The organism is Bordetella sp. 02P26C-1 (assembly GCF_009763255.1).
Taxonomy (GTDB): Bacteria; Pseudomonadota; Gammaproteobacteria; order Burkholderiales; family Burkholderiaceae_B; genus Bordetella_A.
The window spans coordinates 29,547-45,466 of sequence record NZ_WSJB01000016.1 but is presented as its reverse complement, the minus strand read 5'-3'; the positions used below and the strand labels follow the sequence as shown (position 1 = coordinate 45,466).

The 15,920-nt window shown below is 60.1% G+C and carries 16 protein-coding genes and 1 tRNA gene; 7 read left to right on the top strand and 10 right to left on the bottom strand.

Annotated elements, in window-relative coordinates:
• Window positions 1-24: 24 nt before the first annotated feature.
• The 5 genes from gspK to gspG are packed head-to-tail and all read right to left on the bottom strand — an operon-like array spanning window position 25 to window position 2,860.
• Entirely contained in the window at window positions 25-960 is a 936-nt protein-coding gene (gene gspK / locus GOQ28_RS09180; protein ID WP_160356245.1) for a type II secretion system minor pseudopilin GspK, read from the bottom strand.
• Window positions 957-1,565, bottom strand: a complete 609-nt coding sequence (locus GOQ28_RS09175; protein WP_160356244.1) for a PulJ/GspJ family protein — start codon at window positions 1,563-1,565, stop codon at window positions 957-959. The genes gspK and GOQ28_RS09175 overlap by 4 nt, the downstream gene beginning before the upstream one ends.
• Complete coding sequence (gene gspI, locus GOQ28_RS09170; RefSeq protein WP_160356243.1) at window positions 1,562-1,933, bottom strand: type II secretion system minor pseudopilin GspI; 372 nt, start codon at window positions 1,931-1,933, stop codon at window positions 1,562-1,564. Before gspI ends, GOQ28_RS09175 begins: the two co-directional genes overlap by 4 nt.
• Complete coding sequence (locus tag GOQ28_RS09165; protein ID WP_272898843.1) at window positions 1,930-2,454, bottom strand: GspH/FimT family pseudopilin; 525 nt, start codon at window positions 2,452-2,454, stop codon at window positions 1,930-1,932. Before GOQ28_RS09165 ends, gspI begins: the two co-directional genes overlap by 4 nt.
• Window positions 2,432-2,860, bottom strand: coding sequence for a type II secretion system major pseudopilin GspG (gspG, locus tag GOQ28_RS09160; protein WP_160356241.1), 429 nt, complete (start codon window positions 2,858-2,860; stop codon window positions 2,432-2,434). Before gspG ends, GOQ28_RS09165 begins: the two co-directional genes overlap by 23 nt.
• A gap of 218 nt (window positions 2,861-3,078) precedes the next feature.
• Here gspG and GOQ28_RS09155 point away from each other — a divergent pair, with 218 nt between their 5' ends.
• Together GOQ28_RS09155 and GOQ28_RS09150 are read left to right on the top strand one after the other, a co-directional pair.
• The gene (locus GOQ28_RS09155; RefSeq protein WP_160356240.1) at window positions 3,079-3,471 is read left to right on the top strand and encodes a type II secretion system protein N; all 393 of its coding nucleotides are present in this window, start codon (window positions 3,079-3,081) and stop codon (window positions 3,469-3,471) included.
• Between the two features lie 93 nt (window positions 3,472-3,564).
• Window positions 3,565-3,640, top strand: a tRNA-Asn gene (locus GOQ28_RS09150).
• Window positions 3,641-3,707: 67 nt separating this feature from the next.
• Here the strand turns inward: GOQ28_RS09150 and GOQ28_RS09145 are convergent.
• The 3 genes from GOQ28_RS09145 to GOQ28_RS09135 form a co-directional block, all read right to left on the bottom strand.
• Window positions 3,708-5,189, bottom strand: coding sequence for an aldehyde dehydrogenase family protein (locus tag GOQ28_RS09145; protein WP_160356239.1), 1,482 nt, complete (start codon window positions 5,187-5,189; stop codon window positions 3,708-3,710).
• A 13-nt stretch (window positions 5,190-5,202) separates the two neighbouring features.
• Window positions 5,203-6,153 carry an agmatinase gene (gene speB / locus GOQ28_RS09140; protein WP_160356238.1) on the bottom strand — a complete coding sequence of 317 codons (951 nt, stop codon included), beginning with the start codon at window positions 6,151-6,153 and terminating at the stop codon, window positions 5,203-5,205.
• 145 nt (window positions 6,154-6,298) lie between these two features.
• On the bottom strand, window positions 6,299-7,123 hold the full coding sequence (locus GOQ28_RS09135; RefSeq protein WP_160356237.1) for a helix-turn-helix transcriptional regulator: 825 nt from the start codon (window positions 7,121-7,123) through the stop codon (window positions 6,299-6,301).
• A 213-nt stretch (window positions 7,124-7,336) separates the two neighbouring features.
• On the opposite strand from GOQ28_RS09135, the gene GOQ28_RS09130 reads away from it, so the two are divergent.
• The 5 genes from GOQ28_RS09130 (at window position 7,337) to GOQ28_RS09110 (ending at window position 12,751) form a co-directional block, all read left to right on the top strand.
• Window positions 7,337-7,678, top strand: coding sequence for a cupin domain-containing protein (locus tag GOQ28_RS09130; RefSeq protein ID WP_160356236.1), 342 nt, complete (start codon window positions 7,337-7,339; stop codon window positions 7,676-7,678).
• 87 nt (window positions 7,679-7,765) lie between these two features.
• Entirely contained in the window at window positions 7,766-9,247 is a 1,482-nt protein-coding gene (locus tag GOQ28_RS09125; RefSeq protein WP_160356235.1) for an NAD(P)/FAD-dependent oxidoreductase, read from the top strand.
• A 52-nt stretch (window positions 9,248-9,299) separates the two neighbouring features.
• A complete protein-coding gene (locus GOQ28_RS09120) occupies window positions 9,300-10,259 on the top strand; it encodes a LysR family transcriptional regulator (protein ID WP_160356234.1) in 960 nt (319 codons plus the stop codon).
• Window positions 10,260-10,384: 125 nt separating this feature from the next.
• On the top strand, window positions 10,385-11,896 hold the full coding sequence (locus tag GOQ28_RS09115) for a purine-cytosine permease family protein (protein WP_160356233.1): 1,512 nt from the start codon (window positions 10,385-10,387) through the stop codon (window positions 11,894-11,896).
• 90 nt (window positions 11,897-11,986) lie between these two features.
• Window positions 11,987-12,751: a TorF family putative porin gene (locus GOQ28_RS09110; protein WP_160356232.1), complete on the top strand. Its 765-nt coding sequence runs from the start codon at window positions 11,987-11,989 to the stop codon at window positions 12,749-12,751.
• 76 nt (window positions 12,752-12,827) lie between these two features.
• On the opposite strand, the gene GOQ28_RS09105 is transcribed toward GOQ28_RS09110, so the two are convergent.
• Window positions 12,828-13,388 (bottom strand): hypothetical protein, encoded by a 561-nt coding sequence (locus GOQ28_RS09105; protein WP_160356231.1) that lies wholly within the window; start codon window positions 13,386-13,388, stop codon window positions 12,828-12,830.
• Window positions 13,389-13,392: 4 nt separating this feature from the next.
• On the bottom strand, window positions 13,393-15,909 hold the full coding sequence (locus GOQ28_RS09100) for a fimbria/pilus outer membrane usher protein (RefSeq protein ID WP_160356230.1): 2,517 nt from the start codon (window positions 15,907-15,909) through the stop codon (window positions 13,393-13,395).
• Between the last annotated feature and the right edge of the window lie 11 nt (window positions 15,910-15,920).

The window sequence follows — 15,920 nt, the reverse complement described above, 5'->3', positions numbered from 1 at the left end:
GAGATTCGTAGTGTTGGTTTGATATCAGCCTCTCACCCAAACAATCACTGGCGCCGCATTGCCCTCGCGCCGAAGCAGGGCCTGCATCGACTGCGCCACGCCGCGACTGATGACTTCCCCAGAAACGAGAAACCACTCGCTGCGCACGTGAACCGGCTGCGCGGGGACAGCGTTCTCGACAGGCAAGCGATCCAGAAAGTCCTCGCTATCCGTAAACCACTGCCCCCGGTCGCGCTCGCGCACCAGATCGCGCGCCTGTGCGAGAGAGAGCCCCGGAACAACGGCGCTTAGCACCACCGCGCTGGCGGTGTTGACGTTGATACCGGTTCTGGCCGGAACGATGGTGACGTGCGGCGATAACGCGCGCAGCACGTCTGGCGTGATGCCTTCCATGCCAAGCAGATCCGACATTCCCGCCAACCCGGGCGCACTCGCGGGCCGGCCGGCAGCGCCTTGCGCGTCAGCCACACGCTGGGCAATCGATCGGGCCAGTGAGTCGGGCAAGTCCAATGCGCGCAGCACGCGTTGCAACACGACCAGATCCTGACGTTGCACCGTACCCTGCGCGGCCAGCCGCCACAGGTTCACCTTGCCCTGCTCGTCTTCAATAACGCCCGAGAACTGCCCGGCGCGCGCCTTATCCGGGCTCTGAATGTCCAGCCCCACGATGGGTTGTGCCCACATCGCACTGCTATGCGTAATGGCGCTGCCGCGAGCATCGCTGTGCAAAATCACGCGTGCCCATTCAATGCCACCACGCAACACACTCTGGGCCTCGGCGCGGTCGCGTTCTACCGTCAGGGTGTCGATCAGCAACGCCTGCCTGTCGAGAATCGCAGCGGCCGCCACCGATGCCGCCGCCACCACCACCAGCGCGGCGATGACCGCCATGCCCCGTTCTGCGGCGGGCGACTGTCGCTGGCTTCGGCGCGCCGGGGTTTTCAGCGAGATCCACATCATGGCAAGACCATCACTTTGCGATAGCGCTCGGTCTTGCCGTTCACTTCGCGTCCGATGGTGATTTCTAATCCGCTGGCCGACCGATCCGCGATCGAGGCGCGATCCGGGGCGGTCCAACCTTGTCCTGGGATCCACATGCGAGCGGAGAAATCATGCACGCTGGCCAGCATAGATTCACGGCTTGAAGCCGCCGGCAGCGGCAATGTACGTGCAGCCACACCCGACCACCGTTGTAGCGAGCCGTCGGTCGCTTTCCACACCACGCTCTGCCACTGACCGTCCTGGGCGGATCGCACGATAGCCAGTTGCGAATCGCCCCAGTGAATCCCCGATGGCAACAGCGCGCCATTCTTGGCTGCCGGGTTCCAAACGGGATGCGAGGACAAAATGGCAGGTCCGGCGTGCAGCGCGATATCGGTTTCGAGTTGCTCCATCATGCGCACCAAGGCCAAGGCATCATCGGCGTTGGCCACCAGATGGGCGTTGGCCCGCTCGACCGAATCCAAAGCACGCCACGAGATGACACTGAGTAGAGCCATCAGCGCTAACGCGACCATGACTTCGATGAGCGTAAAACCCTCCTGACGCGCGTGCGGTTTCCTCATGGCAGCCCCGACAGCAAGCCATGCACTTCGGCGACCACGGGCCCTTCGGGCAACCGTGCACGGACCGTCACTAGCCTGAGTCGGCTGTTGCCGGTGTTCTGGTATTCCTGCTCGCAGACCAGATTCAACGGACCCTGCGGACATGGCTGCGTTGCGCGCCCCGCAGTGGGGAAAGCACGCGCCAGGCGCAGCTCGTTCAAGACGTTTTCGGCCGCCTGGATACCCAGGCTGCTTTGCTGAATTCCCCGCGCATTGTTGGATGCGACTCCCACTGCCCTGACGGCGGCAGCCAGGGCGACGCTGACGATGGTGAGCGCGATCAACACTTCCAACAGGCTGAACCCTTGTTGCCGCGCGCGTGGTCTCACGACTGCACCCGATACTGGCCCGGACCAGCGCGCTCAATACGGACCCGGTGCGCGCCGTCATAGAGCTCGACAGCCTGCGGACCCGACGTCCACTCTGCGTTGAATGAGATGGCGCCCGCTGGCTCTACGTCGACCGTGACCGCATTCGGCGAGGACCATGTGCGCGGCCGCAACGGACTCGGATCGGCAAATGGGCGCGTGGCAGCTACGGGTTCGGAACGCTGCAAGGCCGCCGGCAAAACGCGCTGTCGCGGTTTGACAAGGAAAGCGTAACCTTGCCCATCGACCTTCCAGAGAATCTCGGCCCCGTCCCGACGGGCTTCGGCGTGTGCCGCCGCGAACAGCTGCGCCAGCCGCTGGCCATCCTGCCGCAACGCGCGCAAATCGCTGTCCGGCCAGACATTCACGCCGACCATGGTCGTCGCGATGGCGATGACCGCGACCGTGACCAGCATCTCTAACAGCGAGAACCCGTGCTGAACGGCACGCCACGAGCGCCTACCAGCTGCCGATATCGGCATTGATGCCCTCGCCCCCGGGCTTGCCATCGGCGCCCAGGGAAAACACGTCTACTTCGCCGTAGACGCCAGGGTTTAGATACTGATAAGGGTGACCGAAGGGATCGAGAGGCAAGCGATCCATGTACACACGCCCCTGCCCGCCCTGCCGCGCCAGCACGGCCAGTCCCTCCTCGGCCGTGGGGTAGCGGCCGTGATCCAGGCGGTAAAGCTTGAGCGCCTGCATGATGGCCGACACATCATGGCGCGCCGCCACGACCCGCGCCTGGTCCGGACGGTCAATCAGGCTCGGCACAATCAACGTGGCCAGCACCCCCATGATCACGACCACGATCATGACTTCGATGAGCGAGAACCCCGTCTCGCGTCTCCGTGCCCGGCACTGCTTAGGATGTTGACGGTGTTGCATCGAATACGCCTGGTTGCGTTGAAGTTCCGGTACGATGGCCTAGAATGACTGTATGTATCGATCGGTTAGGAAGTATATAAGACTGATGCACCCCTCTACCGACACATTCCTATCTGGATAAGTGAAAATTGAGTGCAACTAGTTCCAACGTTATGAGCCGATTGCGGCCTTTCGGTCTGAGCACGGCAATGGGATGGGCGTGGGCCCGCCTTGCGGGTATGGCGCTATGCGCAATCGGTGTCGGTGTCTGGGGCTCGTTGCTATGGGCACCCGCCCCCCGGCTCGCGCCGCAGGTGTTGCAAACGACACCGGATGAGATCGCGGACACGACCGCCGTGGCGCGCTGGTTCGGCGGCGAAGCGTTGAGGGTGCGTATCACCGTGTCTGGCCTGATCGCCAGCGGCAATGGAAAGCACGGCGCAGCGGTACTTTCCGTCAACGGTCAGCCGCCCCGTGCATATCGCGTCAACGATACCTTGGCCCCGGGCGTGACGCTGGTCGCCATATCGCCGACTGGGGTAACCGTGGATCAAGACGGCGCGCAAGAAACCCTGCTACCCCCTGCCAAACCGCCAGCCGGCAACAATGGTTTTATCGTGCTGCCAAAATAATTTCGGTTTTTGCCAGCACGACTTCGATTTTTTTTGTAGAATCTGCGCTTCGTTTTTTGGCGCCACGCTGAAAAACGAATCAGGCACCTATGATCCCCGATAGCTCAGTCGGTAGAGCGACGGACTGTTAATCCGCAGGTCGCTGGTTCGAACCCAGCTCGGGGAGCCATCTCTCTCTGCCTTGTCTGGCCGACATAGGCCAACGAGGCGATATCTCGCCCCGCACTTCAAATACATCAAATAGCGCTTAGCGTGTGCCGCAGTTCCTGGTAGCTGCGCAGCCCCTCTACGCCCAGTTCCCGGCCGATGCCGCTCAGCCCGAGGCCTCCCCAACACAGTTGCGGAAAGATGAGCTGGGGCGTATTGATCCACACCAACCCCGCGCGCAGCGAATATTGATAGCGCTTGGCCGCCGAGGCATCCGCCGTCAGTACGGTTGCCACCAGGCCATAGCGCGTACTGTTGGCGATTTGGATGGCTTCGTCGTCAGTGTGAAAGGACTTGACGCAGGCAACCGGGCCAAACACTTCGTCCGTCCAGAGTACGTTGTCGACATCGGGGTCGGTCACTACCATCGGAGGCAGGAAAAAACCCTTGCCGCAGCTTTCATCTAATCGACCGGAAAACGCCACCGCCGCGCCGTCGCTGATCCCGGCATCCAACATGGCCCGTACTCGCACCAAGTGAGACGCGGACACCAACGGCCCCATCGACACTCCCGCACGCATGGGCGGCGCCACCATCAGCGCGCCCACCGCAGCCTCCAATTTGGCCAAGAATTCGTTGTACACCTGGTCCTGCACCAGAATGCGTGCCGTCGCCGAACACATCTGCCCGGCATTGCCAAACGCCCCACTGACCGCTAGCGACACCGCGCTGTCGAGATCGGCATCGGCGCGCACAATGAGCGCGGATTTACCTCCCAGCTCCAACGTCGTGCGCTTCATGTCGTTGGCCGCTGCGCGCATCACGCGCTTGCCGACTTCCGTGCTCCCCGTGAAAGAGACCTTATCGACCAAGGGATGCTCGACTAGCTGTGTTCCCACCGCCGCACCGCCGTTGACCATATTGACCACGCCGTCGGGCACGCCGGCCTCGGCGAGCAGGCCCACCAGCATGTGCTCCACCGGCGACGTCAGCTCAGAAGGCTTGAGCACCACGGTGCAACCCGCCGCCAAGGCCGGCGCCATCTTCCATGCCGTGGTCACCATGGGAAAATTCCACGGAACGATGAGCGCGGCCACGCCCACAGCATCATAGTATCGCTGACCCGCCACCGTCTTATCGGGCAAGCTGACCGTCTGTGGCGCGAAGAGCCCGACGTCATCGCATAGCGCCGCGTAGTAGTCGAATGTGGCAACCGCATCGCTGACGTCCTGCTCGGCCTCCAGCGGCGGCTTGCCGCTCACACGCATTTGGGCACCGACCAGCCGATCGCGACTGTGCTCGATCAGTTCAGCAATCCTTTTTAGAATCTGGCCACGCGATGCCGGCGTCGTGGCCCGCCATCTCGGCAACGCGGTTCGCGCGGCGCGCACCGCGTCATCGATTTGCGCGACATTCGCGTGCTCCTGCCAGCCTATCACTACACCCGTCGCCGCGTTGTAGATAGGAGTAGTGTCGCGCACATCGACGGCGCGTTGGGCGACCCCGGCGATCGTGGCGCCCGGCAGGACAAAGGCGCCGTCATCAGCACGCGGTTCGAATATCGTCGTCATGAATTGTCTCGGATTAGCGGTAATGAACGCCCGGCATCACGCACAGCATCTCGAACGCAAGATTCGCGGCCACCAGCGCGGTGGTGCCAGCCTGATCGTATGGCGGAGAGACTTCGACCATATCGGCGCCAACAATGTTCAGACCTTTCATGCCACGGATGATCTGCAGCGCTTGATGAACGGTCAGCCCGCCAATCTCGGGTGTGCCGGTACCGGGCGCGAACGCGGGATCCAGGCCGTCGATGTCAAAACTCAGGTACACCGGGGTGTCACCGACACGCATCCGCACCGCGTCCATCAGCGCTACGAGCGAACGGTTCCAGCATGATTCGGCCTGCACGACCGTAAAACCTTGCTGTCTGCACCAATCGAAGTCCTCGGCATGGTAGCCCGTGCCGCGCAGACCGATCTGGGTGACTTTGGCGCAATCGAGCAAGCCGTCCTCGACGGCGCGGCGAAACGGCGTGCCATGTGCGATCTTTTCGCCCGACATCGTGTCATTGACATCGGCGTGCGCATCGACGTGAACGACCGCCACTTTGCCATAGCGCTTGTGCAAGGCACGCAGAATGGGCCAGGCGATCGTATGGTCGCCACCCAGCGTGATCGGGCGGCATCCATGGGCGACGATGTCGTCGTACGCTTGCTCGATCAGACGGATAGAGTCTTTCAAGTCGTACGGATTGATCGCAACGTCGCCAATGTCGGCCACTTGTAGCGAATCGAATGGCGCCGCCCGGGTGGCCATATTGTAAGGACGTAGCAATACGGACTCGGTACGAATCTGGCGCGGTCCAAAGCGTGTACCAGACCGATTCGACGTCCCCAGGTCCAATGGCACGCCCACAAAGCAGGCATCCAAGCCCTCTGCGCTATGGACTAGAGGAAGGCGCATCATGGTGGCAATGCCGCCAAAGCGCGGCATGTCGTCGCCGCCTAGCGGACGGTTAAACGGGTGGTGCATAGGAATAGCCTCCGATCATGTTGCACTATTGCATAGTGTTTGGGGCACATCGTATGCGTCTGGGGAGCTGCCTGGATCGCAAGGTTAGGATGTTTACATTGATGAGGATCGATGTGAATGCCACCATACATCGTCCGTGGCCGGACTAATCGCGCGCGGCTCCCCACATGATGAGCTCGCGCTTGGTCCGCACGCCGAGCTTGGCGAACGCCCGCTTCATATAGGATTCCGCCGTCGACGGTCGCACGCCGAGTATGGCCGCGGACTCGGGCACTGTCTTGCCACTGATGAGATGCACACAGGTCTCGTACTCTCGGCGAGACAATCCTATTTCCTCATCCTGGATACGGGCATTGAATTGCGCAAGCGGATGCACACTGACGTCGGTTTGGGCGACGCGTCTGGCGGCGCTGGTCGAGACATGCAATGCCAGCAAAGGAAACAAGAACTCTCCCACTTTGCGAAACCGGCCGAGCTCGGTCAGCGTAAACGCCGGCGTGTTCAACGCACGCTCGATTGCGATCGAATGCTGCACGTAGCGGGTACCATGCGCCAACACGCACTCATGCGCGATATGCGCGTCATCGAACAGCAGTTTGCGGAATTCCCCGGCGGGAATCGCCCCGATATCCCTCACGACCAATACGGTGCCGAGCTGGCCGCGGATACCCGAGAACAGCGGATCGATGGCGTAAAAGCGATCGTAGTAAAGCGTCATCGCTTTTGAAATCGAACTCAAGTCCATATCGACGCCGCCGCTGCCAACCCACTCGCAGCGAAAGCCTGTCGGCTGGTTCGCGTCTACGCAGGATCGTTCGATATGCACCGCATTCAAGGGCACGATATCGTGTAGCAGCGCGGTCAGGCAGGACACAAAGTTTTGTGTACCCACGCTATCGATGACCTTGCCGAGCTTTTCGAAAGACAGCGGGAAACTCGGCGACTCCTGCTGCGGGATAGATATCAGCATGCCAGGCCTTTCAGAAGTGCGATTCATCATAGCAGAGCCACGACGCAACCAATGACCGCGTGGCGACGGCACGGACGCCATCCCCCAATTGCCCTTTGCCCCCCTTGAGGGAGGGCACATTCCCGCACGGGGGCTGGCACTATGCTTGATCCACAACAATGAATTTAACGTGGCTCGCCCTCAGCAGCGAGCGACACAAAGGAAGTGCGATTCATGAGCAAGACCGTCCACGACATCAAGGTACTGGGCCCCGGCATGGGCGATTTCACCAGACTGAACTACGGCATGGAAGAAGGCGATTGGTGTATTACACAGGGTACCAATAAGTCCTACGTGGTGGGTTGGTGGGAAGGCAAGGTCGGCATGCTCGACTTTCCCGAGACGAGCGCGGATGAAGCCGTATGGCTGGTTGAAGGAAAGATCGCATTGACCGACACCGAGGGCGGACGTATCGAATTTTCCGCAGGCCAGGGCTACCTGCTGCCGCGGGGCTTTGCGGGACGCTGGGAAACGATCTCCGACGCCAAAAAGCTCTACGTGCTGCTCATGCCTTGAGGTTGAAGCGCTACCGCATCTATTACTGCCATACATCCCAACCCCGCACGACGACTTCACCCTTCTCGTTTAACGCCTCGATCCGCTATGACACTATCTCGCCAAACGGTACGCGCTGAGCCGGACACGCCAGCAGGCTCAACGCACAATGCGCCGCCCGTATTCCGCGCCAAGCGCCCCACGTTGAGCGTGCGAGAAGCCCTAGCTCGCACCAAGCTGTCTCCCTACTGGCTAGACAATCCAGAGCAGCCCCCTGCCCAACCGAAACTCACAGGAGAAATCACTGCCGACCTTCTGATCGTAGGCGGCGGCTTTACCGGGCTGTGGGCGGCGGTACAGGCTAAAGAGCAGATGCCGCAGCTCAATGTGGTCATCATCGAAGCCGACCGCGTTGCGCACGGTGCTTCGGGGCGGGCCGGTGGCATTGTTTCGACCTCGGTCATGCACGGCTTGCCCAATGCCGTCCGTGTATTTCCCAAGGACATCGCAAAGCTCGAGGAATTCGGTCAGCGCAATCTGGATGGTTTCGAGAAAACGCTAAAGCGCTACGGTATCGATGCCGATGTGGAGTGGAACGGCGAAATGACTGTCGCGGTAGACCCCGAACATCTCGCGCATCTGCGGGCCGATTACGAGTTGCACACCCAATACGGGCACAACGTCGAGTTGCTGGATGAACGCGCGACGCGAGAGCAGTTGAATTCTCCGCTCTTTGCGGGCGCGCTTTGGTCACACAATCGCAGCGGCATCGTGCACCCGGCCAAGCTCGCATGGGGCTTAAAGCGCGCTGCACTCTTTCTGGGAGTAAGCATCTATGAGCACACCCCGCTCGTCTCCTTTGTCGACGAGGGGCAGCGCGTTCGCGTCAAGACGCCTTCCGGCACGATAACAGCGCCCCGAATACTACTGGGTAGCGGCACCGCGAAGGTGGGCATTTCCGATATCAACAGGCGCGTCGTGCAAGTGCGCGACCATGTGCTGGCGACCGAGCCGCTCACCGACGAGCAACTATCTCGCCTCGGCTGGAAGAACCGGCAAGGCATCTACGACACGCGTACGCAGCTGAATTATTTCCGTCTGACCAAGAGCAACAACATCATCTTTGGCGGACTAGTGAGCTATCACTTCGACGGCGACAACAATCCTCGGCAAGACGCCCGGCGGGAAACCTACTACCGGCTCGCACAGGCGTTCTACAAGACGTTCCCTCAGCTCTCCGATGTCCGTTTCTCGCATGCCTGGGGCGGCCCTATCGATTATTGCTCACGTGGCTCGGTCTTCGCCAAACGCTACCTCGGTGGCAAGGCAGTATTCGTGGCTGGCTATACCGGTTTCGGCGTCGCGGCGAGCCGGTTTGGCGCCTCGATGGGCCTGAATCTATTGTTCGACCGCGACGCCCCTGAGCGCGACTTGGACATATCCCGGCTGGGTCCCACCTATATCCCCCCCGAGCCCCTGCGCTGGCTGGCGGCAAAGGTCACTTTCCACGCGCTAGACGGCGCGGATCAGCAAGGCGGCTGGAAGCGCGCATGGATCAAGGCCATCAAAGCATTAGGTTTCCCGATGTGAGGTCCGATCGTTTTATAGCCGCTGCCAGGACGCAAGCGGCGCATTGCTCAACATGCTGACCAGTCTGTCCGATCTCGATTTGCGCCTGGTGCGCGTGTTCCTCGCCGTCGTCGATGCGCGCGGTGTGACTGCGGCCGAGGCTACAGTCGGCGCACGCCAGTCCACCATCAGCTCGCAATTGTCCGTACTAGAGACCCGCATAGGTTTCGCGTTATGCGAACGCGGTCGCGGTGGTTTTCGCTTGACACCCAAGGGCGAACGCTTCGTCGTGCTCGCGCGCGCGCTCCTAGCGCAGACCGCGCAGTTCGTCGCGCAAGTTCAGCACATTGACCGCAAGCTCGTGGGCACGCTCTCCATTGGTATGATCGGCCATGCATCGCTTGACGAAAACGCGCGTCTGGCCAAGGCAATCGCAACGTTTCGGCAGCGTGATGAAGCGGTGCGGTTTCATATGCGGGTGGCAACCTCGACGGAACTAGAAACGCAGATTTTGAACCAACAGCTGGATTTGGCCATCGGCTATTTTTCCCATCGCGCAGACGGAATCGCGTACAGCAAGCTGTTCGACGAGCGTCAGGTCATTTGCTGTGGCCGCGGCCACCCGCTTTTTCATCACCGCGGGCAGGTCCAGATCGAGCATCTACGCGCACATCATTGGGTGTGGCGCACTTATCCTGTACCAGAAGAAATCGCCAGCATTAGCGAACGCCAGGTGACGGCGACCGCCGACAACGTCGATGCGGCGACCGTACTGATCCTCTCGGGCAGGCACATCGGTTACTTGCCCAAGCACCATGCCCACGCGTTCGAGCAGCGGGGACTGATCCGCGTGCTTAACGAAACGGCGTTTGGCTTCGACGTGCCGCATCAGCTGGCATCGCGACCCAGACAGCGCGACAACCCGATTGTCCAGGCGTTTTGCGAAGACTTGCTAGAAGCTTATGGCAAACAGCGCGGGAGCGCAGCTTCCTCCTCGCGCGATACATCGACAGACGGCAACGTCAACATCTGACATGCACGATGCTGCACGCCAGTGCGGCCGTATAGACTGCATCCGACTGCGAATAGCGCGACGTCAAAGCGCTCTGGCAAACACAAAGCCGTCAAAGTCAGTCATCAGTACAGGAGTGAGACACCATGCCGAAAAAAGCGCCTATCACGCAGATCGAGACCTTTGGCTTCGAGCGCATCCCGGACGCTTCGCGTTATGCCCGTCCTCGTGACGTCTTTCGCTTGCTGTTTGGCGGGTGTAATACGTTTTCGACCTCGGTCCTGGGAGCATTTCCCGTGTTGTTAGGCTTGTCGTTTCAGGCGGGCTTATGGGCGATCGTGGCGGGTGTATTCGCCGGCACGTTCATTCTCGCGCCCATGAGTCTGTTTGGCCCCCGCAATGGCACCAGCGACCCCGTTTCCTCTGGCGCGCACTTTGGCATCCACGGGCGGATCGTGGGCTCGTTTCTCGCATTGTTGACGTCCATCGCTTTCTTTTCGCTGGCCGTCTGGAGTTCAGGCGACGCGCTCGTGGGCGGTGCTCACACGCTGACCGGCCTGCCGGTCAATAACTGGACGCTGGGTTCTGCTTACCTGATCTTTGCGGTCCTCGTGCTCGTGGTGTGCGTCTATGGTTTTCGCTTCATGTTATGGGTGAACAAGATCGCCGTGTGGACAGCGAGCCTGTTGTTCCTGTTGGGCGCTTTCGCTTTTTATGATGTCCTGGATACGCATTACGCCGGTGTGCTGCAGCTGGGCACGCCGGGCTTTTGGGGCGCCTTCATCGCATCCGTGCTCGTGGCCATGAGCAACCCAGTGTCATTTGCTTCGACGCTGGGCGACTGGACGCGCTATGTGCCGGAGAACACGCCGCGCAGGCGACTCATGGCCTCCGTCTATGCCGCGCAGATCGCGACATTCGTGCCATTCTTTTTCGGCCTGGCGACGGCCACGATCATCTCTACGACTGCGCCAAGTTTCATCCAAGCCGACGACTATGTGGGCGGCCTTTTGGCGGTATCCCCCACGTGGTTTCTGCTGCCGGTTTGCCTGATCGCGATCATCGGTGGAATGTCCACGGGCACTACGGCGCTCTATGGCACCGGGCTCGACATGTCCAGCATTTTCCCCAAGGTGTTTGATCGCGTCCGCGCGACGGTGTTCATCGGCGTCCTCGCGATCGGGTTCATCTTTCTCGGCCGCTTTGCCTTTAACCTGGTGCAAAGCGTCTCGACGTTCTCGACCTTGATTTGCACCTTCAGCTGCCCGTGGATCGCCATCATGGTGATCGGCTATCTGCAACGACGCGGTTTTTATCTGGCTGATGACCTGCAAGTCTTTAACCGTGGCGGACGCGGCGGTCATTATTGGTTCACGCATGGGTGGAACTTGCGCGCGATCTGCGCGTGGCTGCCTGCAGCGTTTATCGGTCTGTCGATGGTGAATCTGCCGGGGCAGTTCGTAGGTCCGCTGGGCAGCCTGTTCGGCGATCTCGATCTCAGCGTGCCCGTGTCGTTCGTGACCGGCGGGGTGCTCTATCTGCTTGCGCTCTGGGTATGCCCGGAACCGGCCGCGGTCTACGGCCCGCGAGGAGGACGCTTTATCCGCGCGCCGGGAGAGCGCACTCGTGGCCACGTTCACAAAGCTGTCGCGCCATAGGCCTTCGCAACGCCAAACAAGTTCATATCTCGGGTAACCCGCCGGATTTCGGTGCCGGTATGGTGTCCCTCACCCTGCAGGAGAGTGAATATGCGCAGTAGCTACATTGCGATGGCGTTAGGGCTCGCTCTGGGCGTCTCATCATATGCTCATGCCCAGTCGCAACGCGAGGACACGCAGCCCCCTTCATATTGGACGCCCGATCTTGCCATCGGGGCGGATTTCGGCAGCGACAGCATGTTTCGCGGGCAATCTCAGACGCGCGGAAAACCCGGCATGACGGCGCAGGCGGTCGCTAGCCTGGGACCGCTATATGCCGGCGCGATCTGGATGAACCGCGACTATGGCAAGCACGATCCGACCACGGCCGAGACGGATCTGTTAGCCGGCGTTAGCCCCTCATATGGGCCATTTCGATTTGACTTCAATGCGCTACGCGTCCACTTCACGCACAACGCGAGTTCGGATTATTGGGAATACAAGGCGGGCGCGGAAACGGACTTGCCCTTGGGGATTACCGCAGCACTGAATTATTACCACTCTCCCAACTACTACAACGCTCATACCAAAGAAAACGTGTATGAGCTGACGCTGGACAAACCACTAAACACAAAATGGTCACTGTCTGGCTCCGTCGGCCTTGCCCGATTCACCGGTCACGACGCCCCAAACAGCTACAAATGGTTTGACGCTGGGATTGATTATCACATTACGCCGGACCTGAAGGCCGGGTTGAAGTACTACACCACCACGCTGGGCCGGGCCGACTGTGCGCCCGCCAACGCGTGCCATAGTCGTGTGGTGCTGGAACTGTCCTGGTCCACGACGTTGCGATCGCTTTTGAGCAAGGATTGATCGTTGCACCGAAAGCGATACGGCCCCGGGATGCGTTAGAGCGTCGCGGGGCCGTCGACCGTGCGGCCGCGTCAAACTAAGGGGTAAAGAGCTGAAACACGGACGTATCTTCCCACTTGTTCGAGCGATTTGCCGGAGCCGGTGCCGTACTGACTTCAGTGTTGAGCTGAAGCTGAATACTGAGATTCTTTCCGGCCTCCAGATATTGAGGCTGGACACGATCTCCCGCGGTCAGTTTCGTGAGGATTTTGTCCGGGTCCTGGTTTGACACCAACGAAATAGACTTGCCATCCAGCTGTGCGCTCAAGATGCGCAGGTTCACATTGACCTTGCTCTCGGCCGTTGCGGCCGACGCCGAGTTATAGGATATTCCAATCAGTTGCGGCGTCTCGCATCGAGCCGATAATGTCACTATGCGCTCACCAAGCGCCGCCTTGCCTTGATGCTCGCGGCTTAGCAGCTCTACGCGAGCAATCGAGCCATAATCGAGGACCCGATCGCTCATGTCCAACGAGCAGGACGACGACTGCGCCAAGCTTGAAACGCTGGTAGCACATAGTACCGCCAGCAACGCAAACTTTGGTACGCTGGTACCTACGTGGGGCGCACCGCGTGTCAGAACGTGAAAAATTCCCATGTCATTATCCTTGCGCGGGTAAGCGGCAGACCGCTTCCGCGGTTTCGAAGTACTTGTCCATATTCGGCTTTGCGTCGAGATCAAATACGAGCTCGCACTGTTTCGCGTCCGGTAGCTCGGCGTGCAGTGTGGCAGACGCATTGGCATCGGAAAGAAAAATCTTGCCGTTGTTGAGTACGGTCGTCACAAAGTTCCCTTTGGCATCAACGATCGAGGTACCTTTCGCCAGCACGCCTCCGTTGGACATGCTAGTATTCAGCAGTACGCGCCGAGTGCTGATCACATCGAAGTCGACATGCTGCACCGTTCCTCTCGCTGCCTCAAGTTCGCGAAAACCATTGTTCAAATCGACGTTTCGCGGCAGCGACGTGGTCGACACTTGCAGGCGGCTGGTTTGGAACGGCGCCAGATTGGGAACGACCGCTTGCCCTTTCATATCGGTCCAGACAGGGCCTTGCGAAGTGGCGATTTTCACTCCCGACAGGTTGCCAACTTTCGCAATCGCGAATGTGTCATAGATCGGATATGGCGATAGCGTCACACCTGAAGAATGCACCGCGACGCCGCCACGCACCTGGCCGCTATACATCGTGCTGGTGTTGCCGTTTCTGGCCACACCGAGGTTGGCTTGGAAGTAGCGCGGCAGCAGATTCAGATTGCCCGATATATTGGTGGATCTATCCGATTGGTCGCGTTCAACCGCAAGCGAATAGCCGACATAGTCATTGACCTGCTCGCTAACGTCGGCGCCAGTACGGGTCCGGCCATCAGTATGGTCCACATACGTGCGTACCGAGCGTGCACCGAATGGAATGCTCACAGAGAGTAAAGCGGTATTGCCGCTCGCGAATCGCCCGCCCGTACTATGCTGAAGATTGAGCGATACCGTTGCGGCTTTGAAAGCTTTGGTCCAAGAGCCGGTGATGAATTGCGTCTGATGACCATCGAAGGTCGTCGATCTCGAATACGATCCCGTCACACTGCCGAAAGTTTCGTCGGACCAGCCCAACGAGCCGGTAAATTGCGTACGATTGCGGGACAGAAACCATTTGCCCGCGCCCTGATCCGTGACCACGTCCGATAAATCACGGTAACCGGACGTTTGAATGGTGCCGCCCAGCCCGGCCGAAATGCTCCGCGTGATTTGCGTGCTGAGCGAAACGCTCGTCTGCGCGCCACCCACATGCTTGTCTGTCGCGTAGGACGTCACCTGCCTCGCGCTGATATTCGTTCCAGGCGTTAGAACGCGATTGGCGGCAACGCCGGCTGCGTAATAATCCGACGCGGCCATGACGCCTGCGGTGATATCGGTTTTGTTATCCAGCGACCATGTCCCCGTTCCGGTAGCCAGCAAGGGCTTGCGCGTGTTCGACCCCGAGCCATAGGGCCGATACTGCCCCAGCGCAACCGAGTAGCCAGGCACGCCCCCAAGGTTTCCCGAGGTCAGTTCGGCTGCGGGAACAACAAAGGTTCTTCTAGCACCATTGTTTTCGATGACGGAGACATGCAGATCGCTCGACCGGTTCAGGACGGGGATATCCGTCAGGGAGAAAGGCCCCTGGGGAACCACGGTGGAATAGATCAGCGTATCGTTCTGCCGCACCTCGATGCGCGCCGGCGAATTGGCGATTCCGTTGACTAACGCAGGCCGCGCACGCCGGCTTTCCTGCAACGCCTGCTCGGGTATGAACTGCACCCCAGTGATGCTGTCGCCGGAAAACAAGGAATTCGCGATGGAGATCTGGCCTGCCTGGAAAATCTGGCCCAGATCGGTAAAGGTCTTCTGCCCATATGCATACACATGGTCGAAACGCGTGCGGCCCGAGCTCTCGACATAACTTTGGCGACTGCGCAACACCCAATCGCCCGCGTTCAAGCCTACCTCGGATTGCAAGTATCTAAACTGTTGAGCTCCACCCCGAAATTGACTATGGGTCACCAGGGCGTCGTAGTTCAGCATCGCCGCCGTACCGCCTGTCGCGTAGCTGCGGTGTGGCTCCAACTCGGATCGAATAGACTCGGTCGGTACGATCAGCCGAACCTCCTCGCGCCCAGGATTGGGCTCGACGATCGACGTCGGATACTGATTCAAAAACTCCGTACATGTGACGTTCTTATCGGCTGATGACGGGGAGCGTAAGCGTAGGCCTGCACTATTCAGAAACTCCTGATCGAGGCAAACGTCTCCGTGCTCATCGAAGCGTGCCTTCACTGTACCGATGCGCCGATCGTTGACGAACACGGTCACATTGGAAACACCCGCTCGAAAGCGCGCCCCGTATTTAAAGTACTCGCCTACCTCTGTGCTCAGCCCGCGACTTTTGAGCGCGTCCGCGTCGAATTCCACCGTAGCGGGAGTCGCGTGCACGAGGCCGGCACTGCAACTCAACACCAACAGACTCGCGGACAACGACCCCATCGTACGCGCGCGCGCACGTCGCCATGATTGGCCTTGCTTGCAACGGCCAACGTTCGGCTTGATGGCGCGCACTCTAGGGTGCAGATCGAACAGATGTCCCATGTCGGTTATCG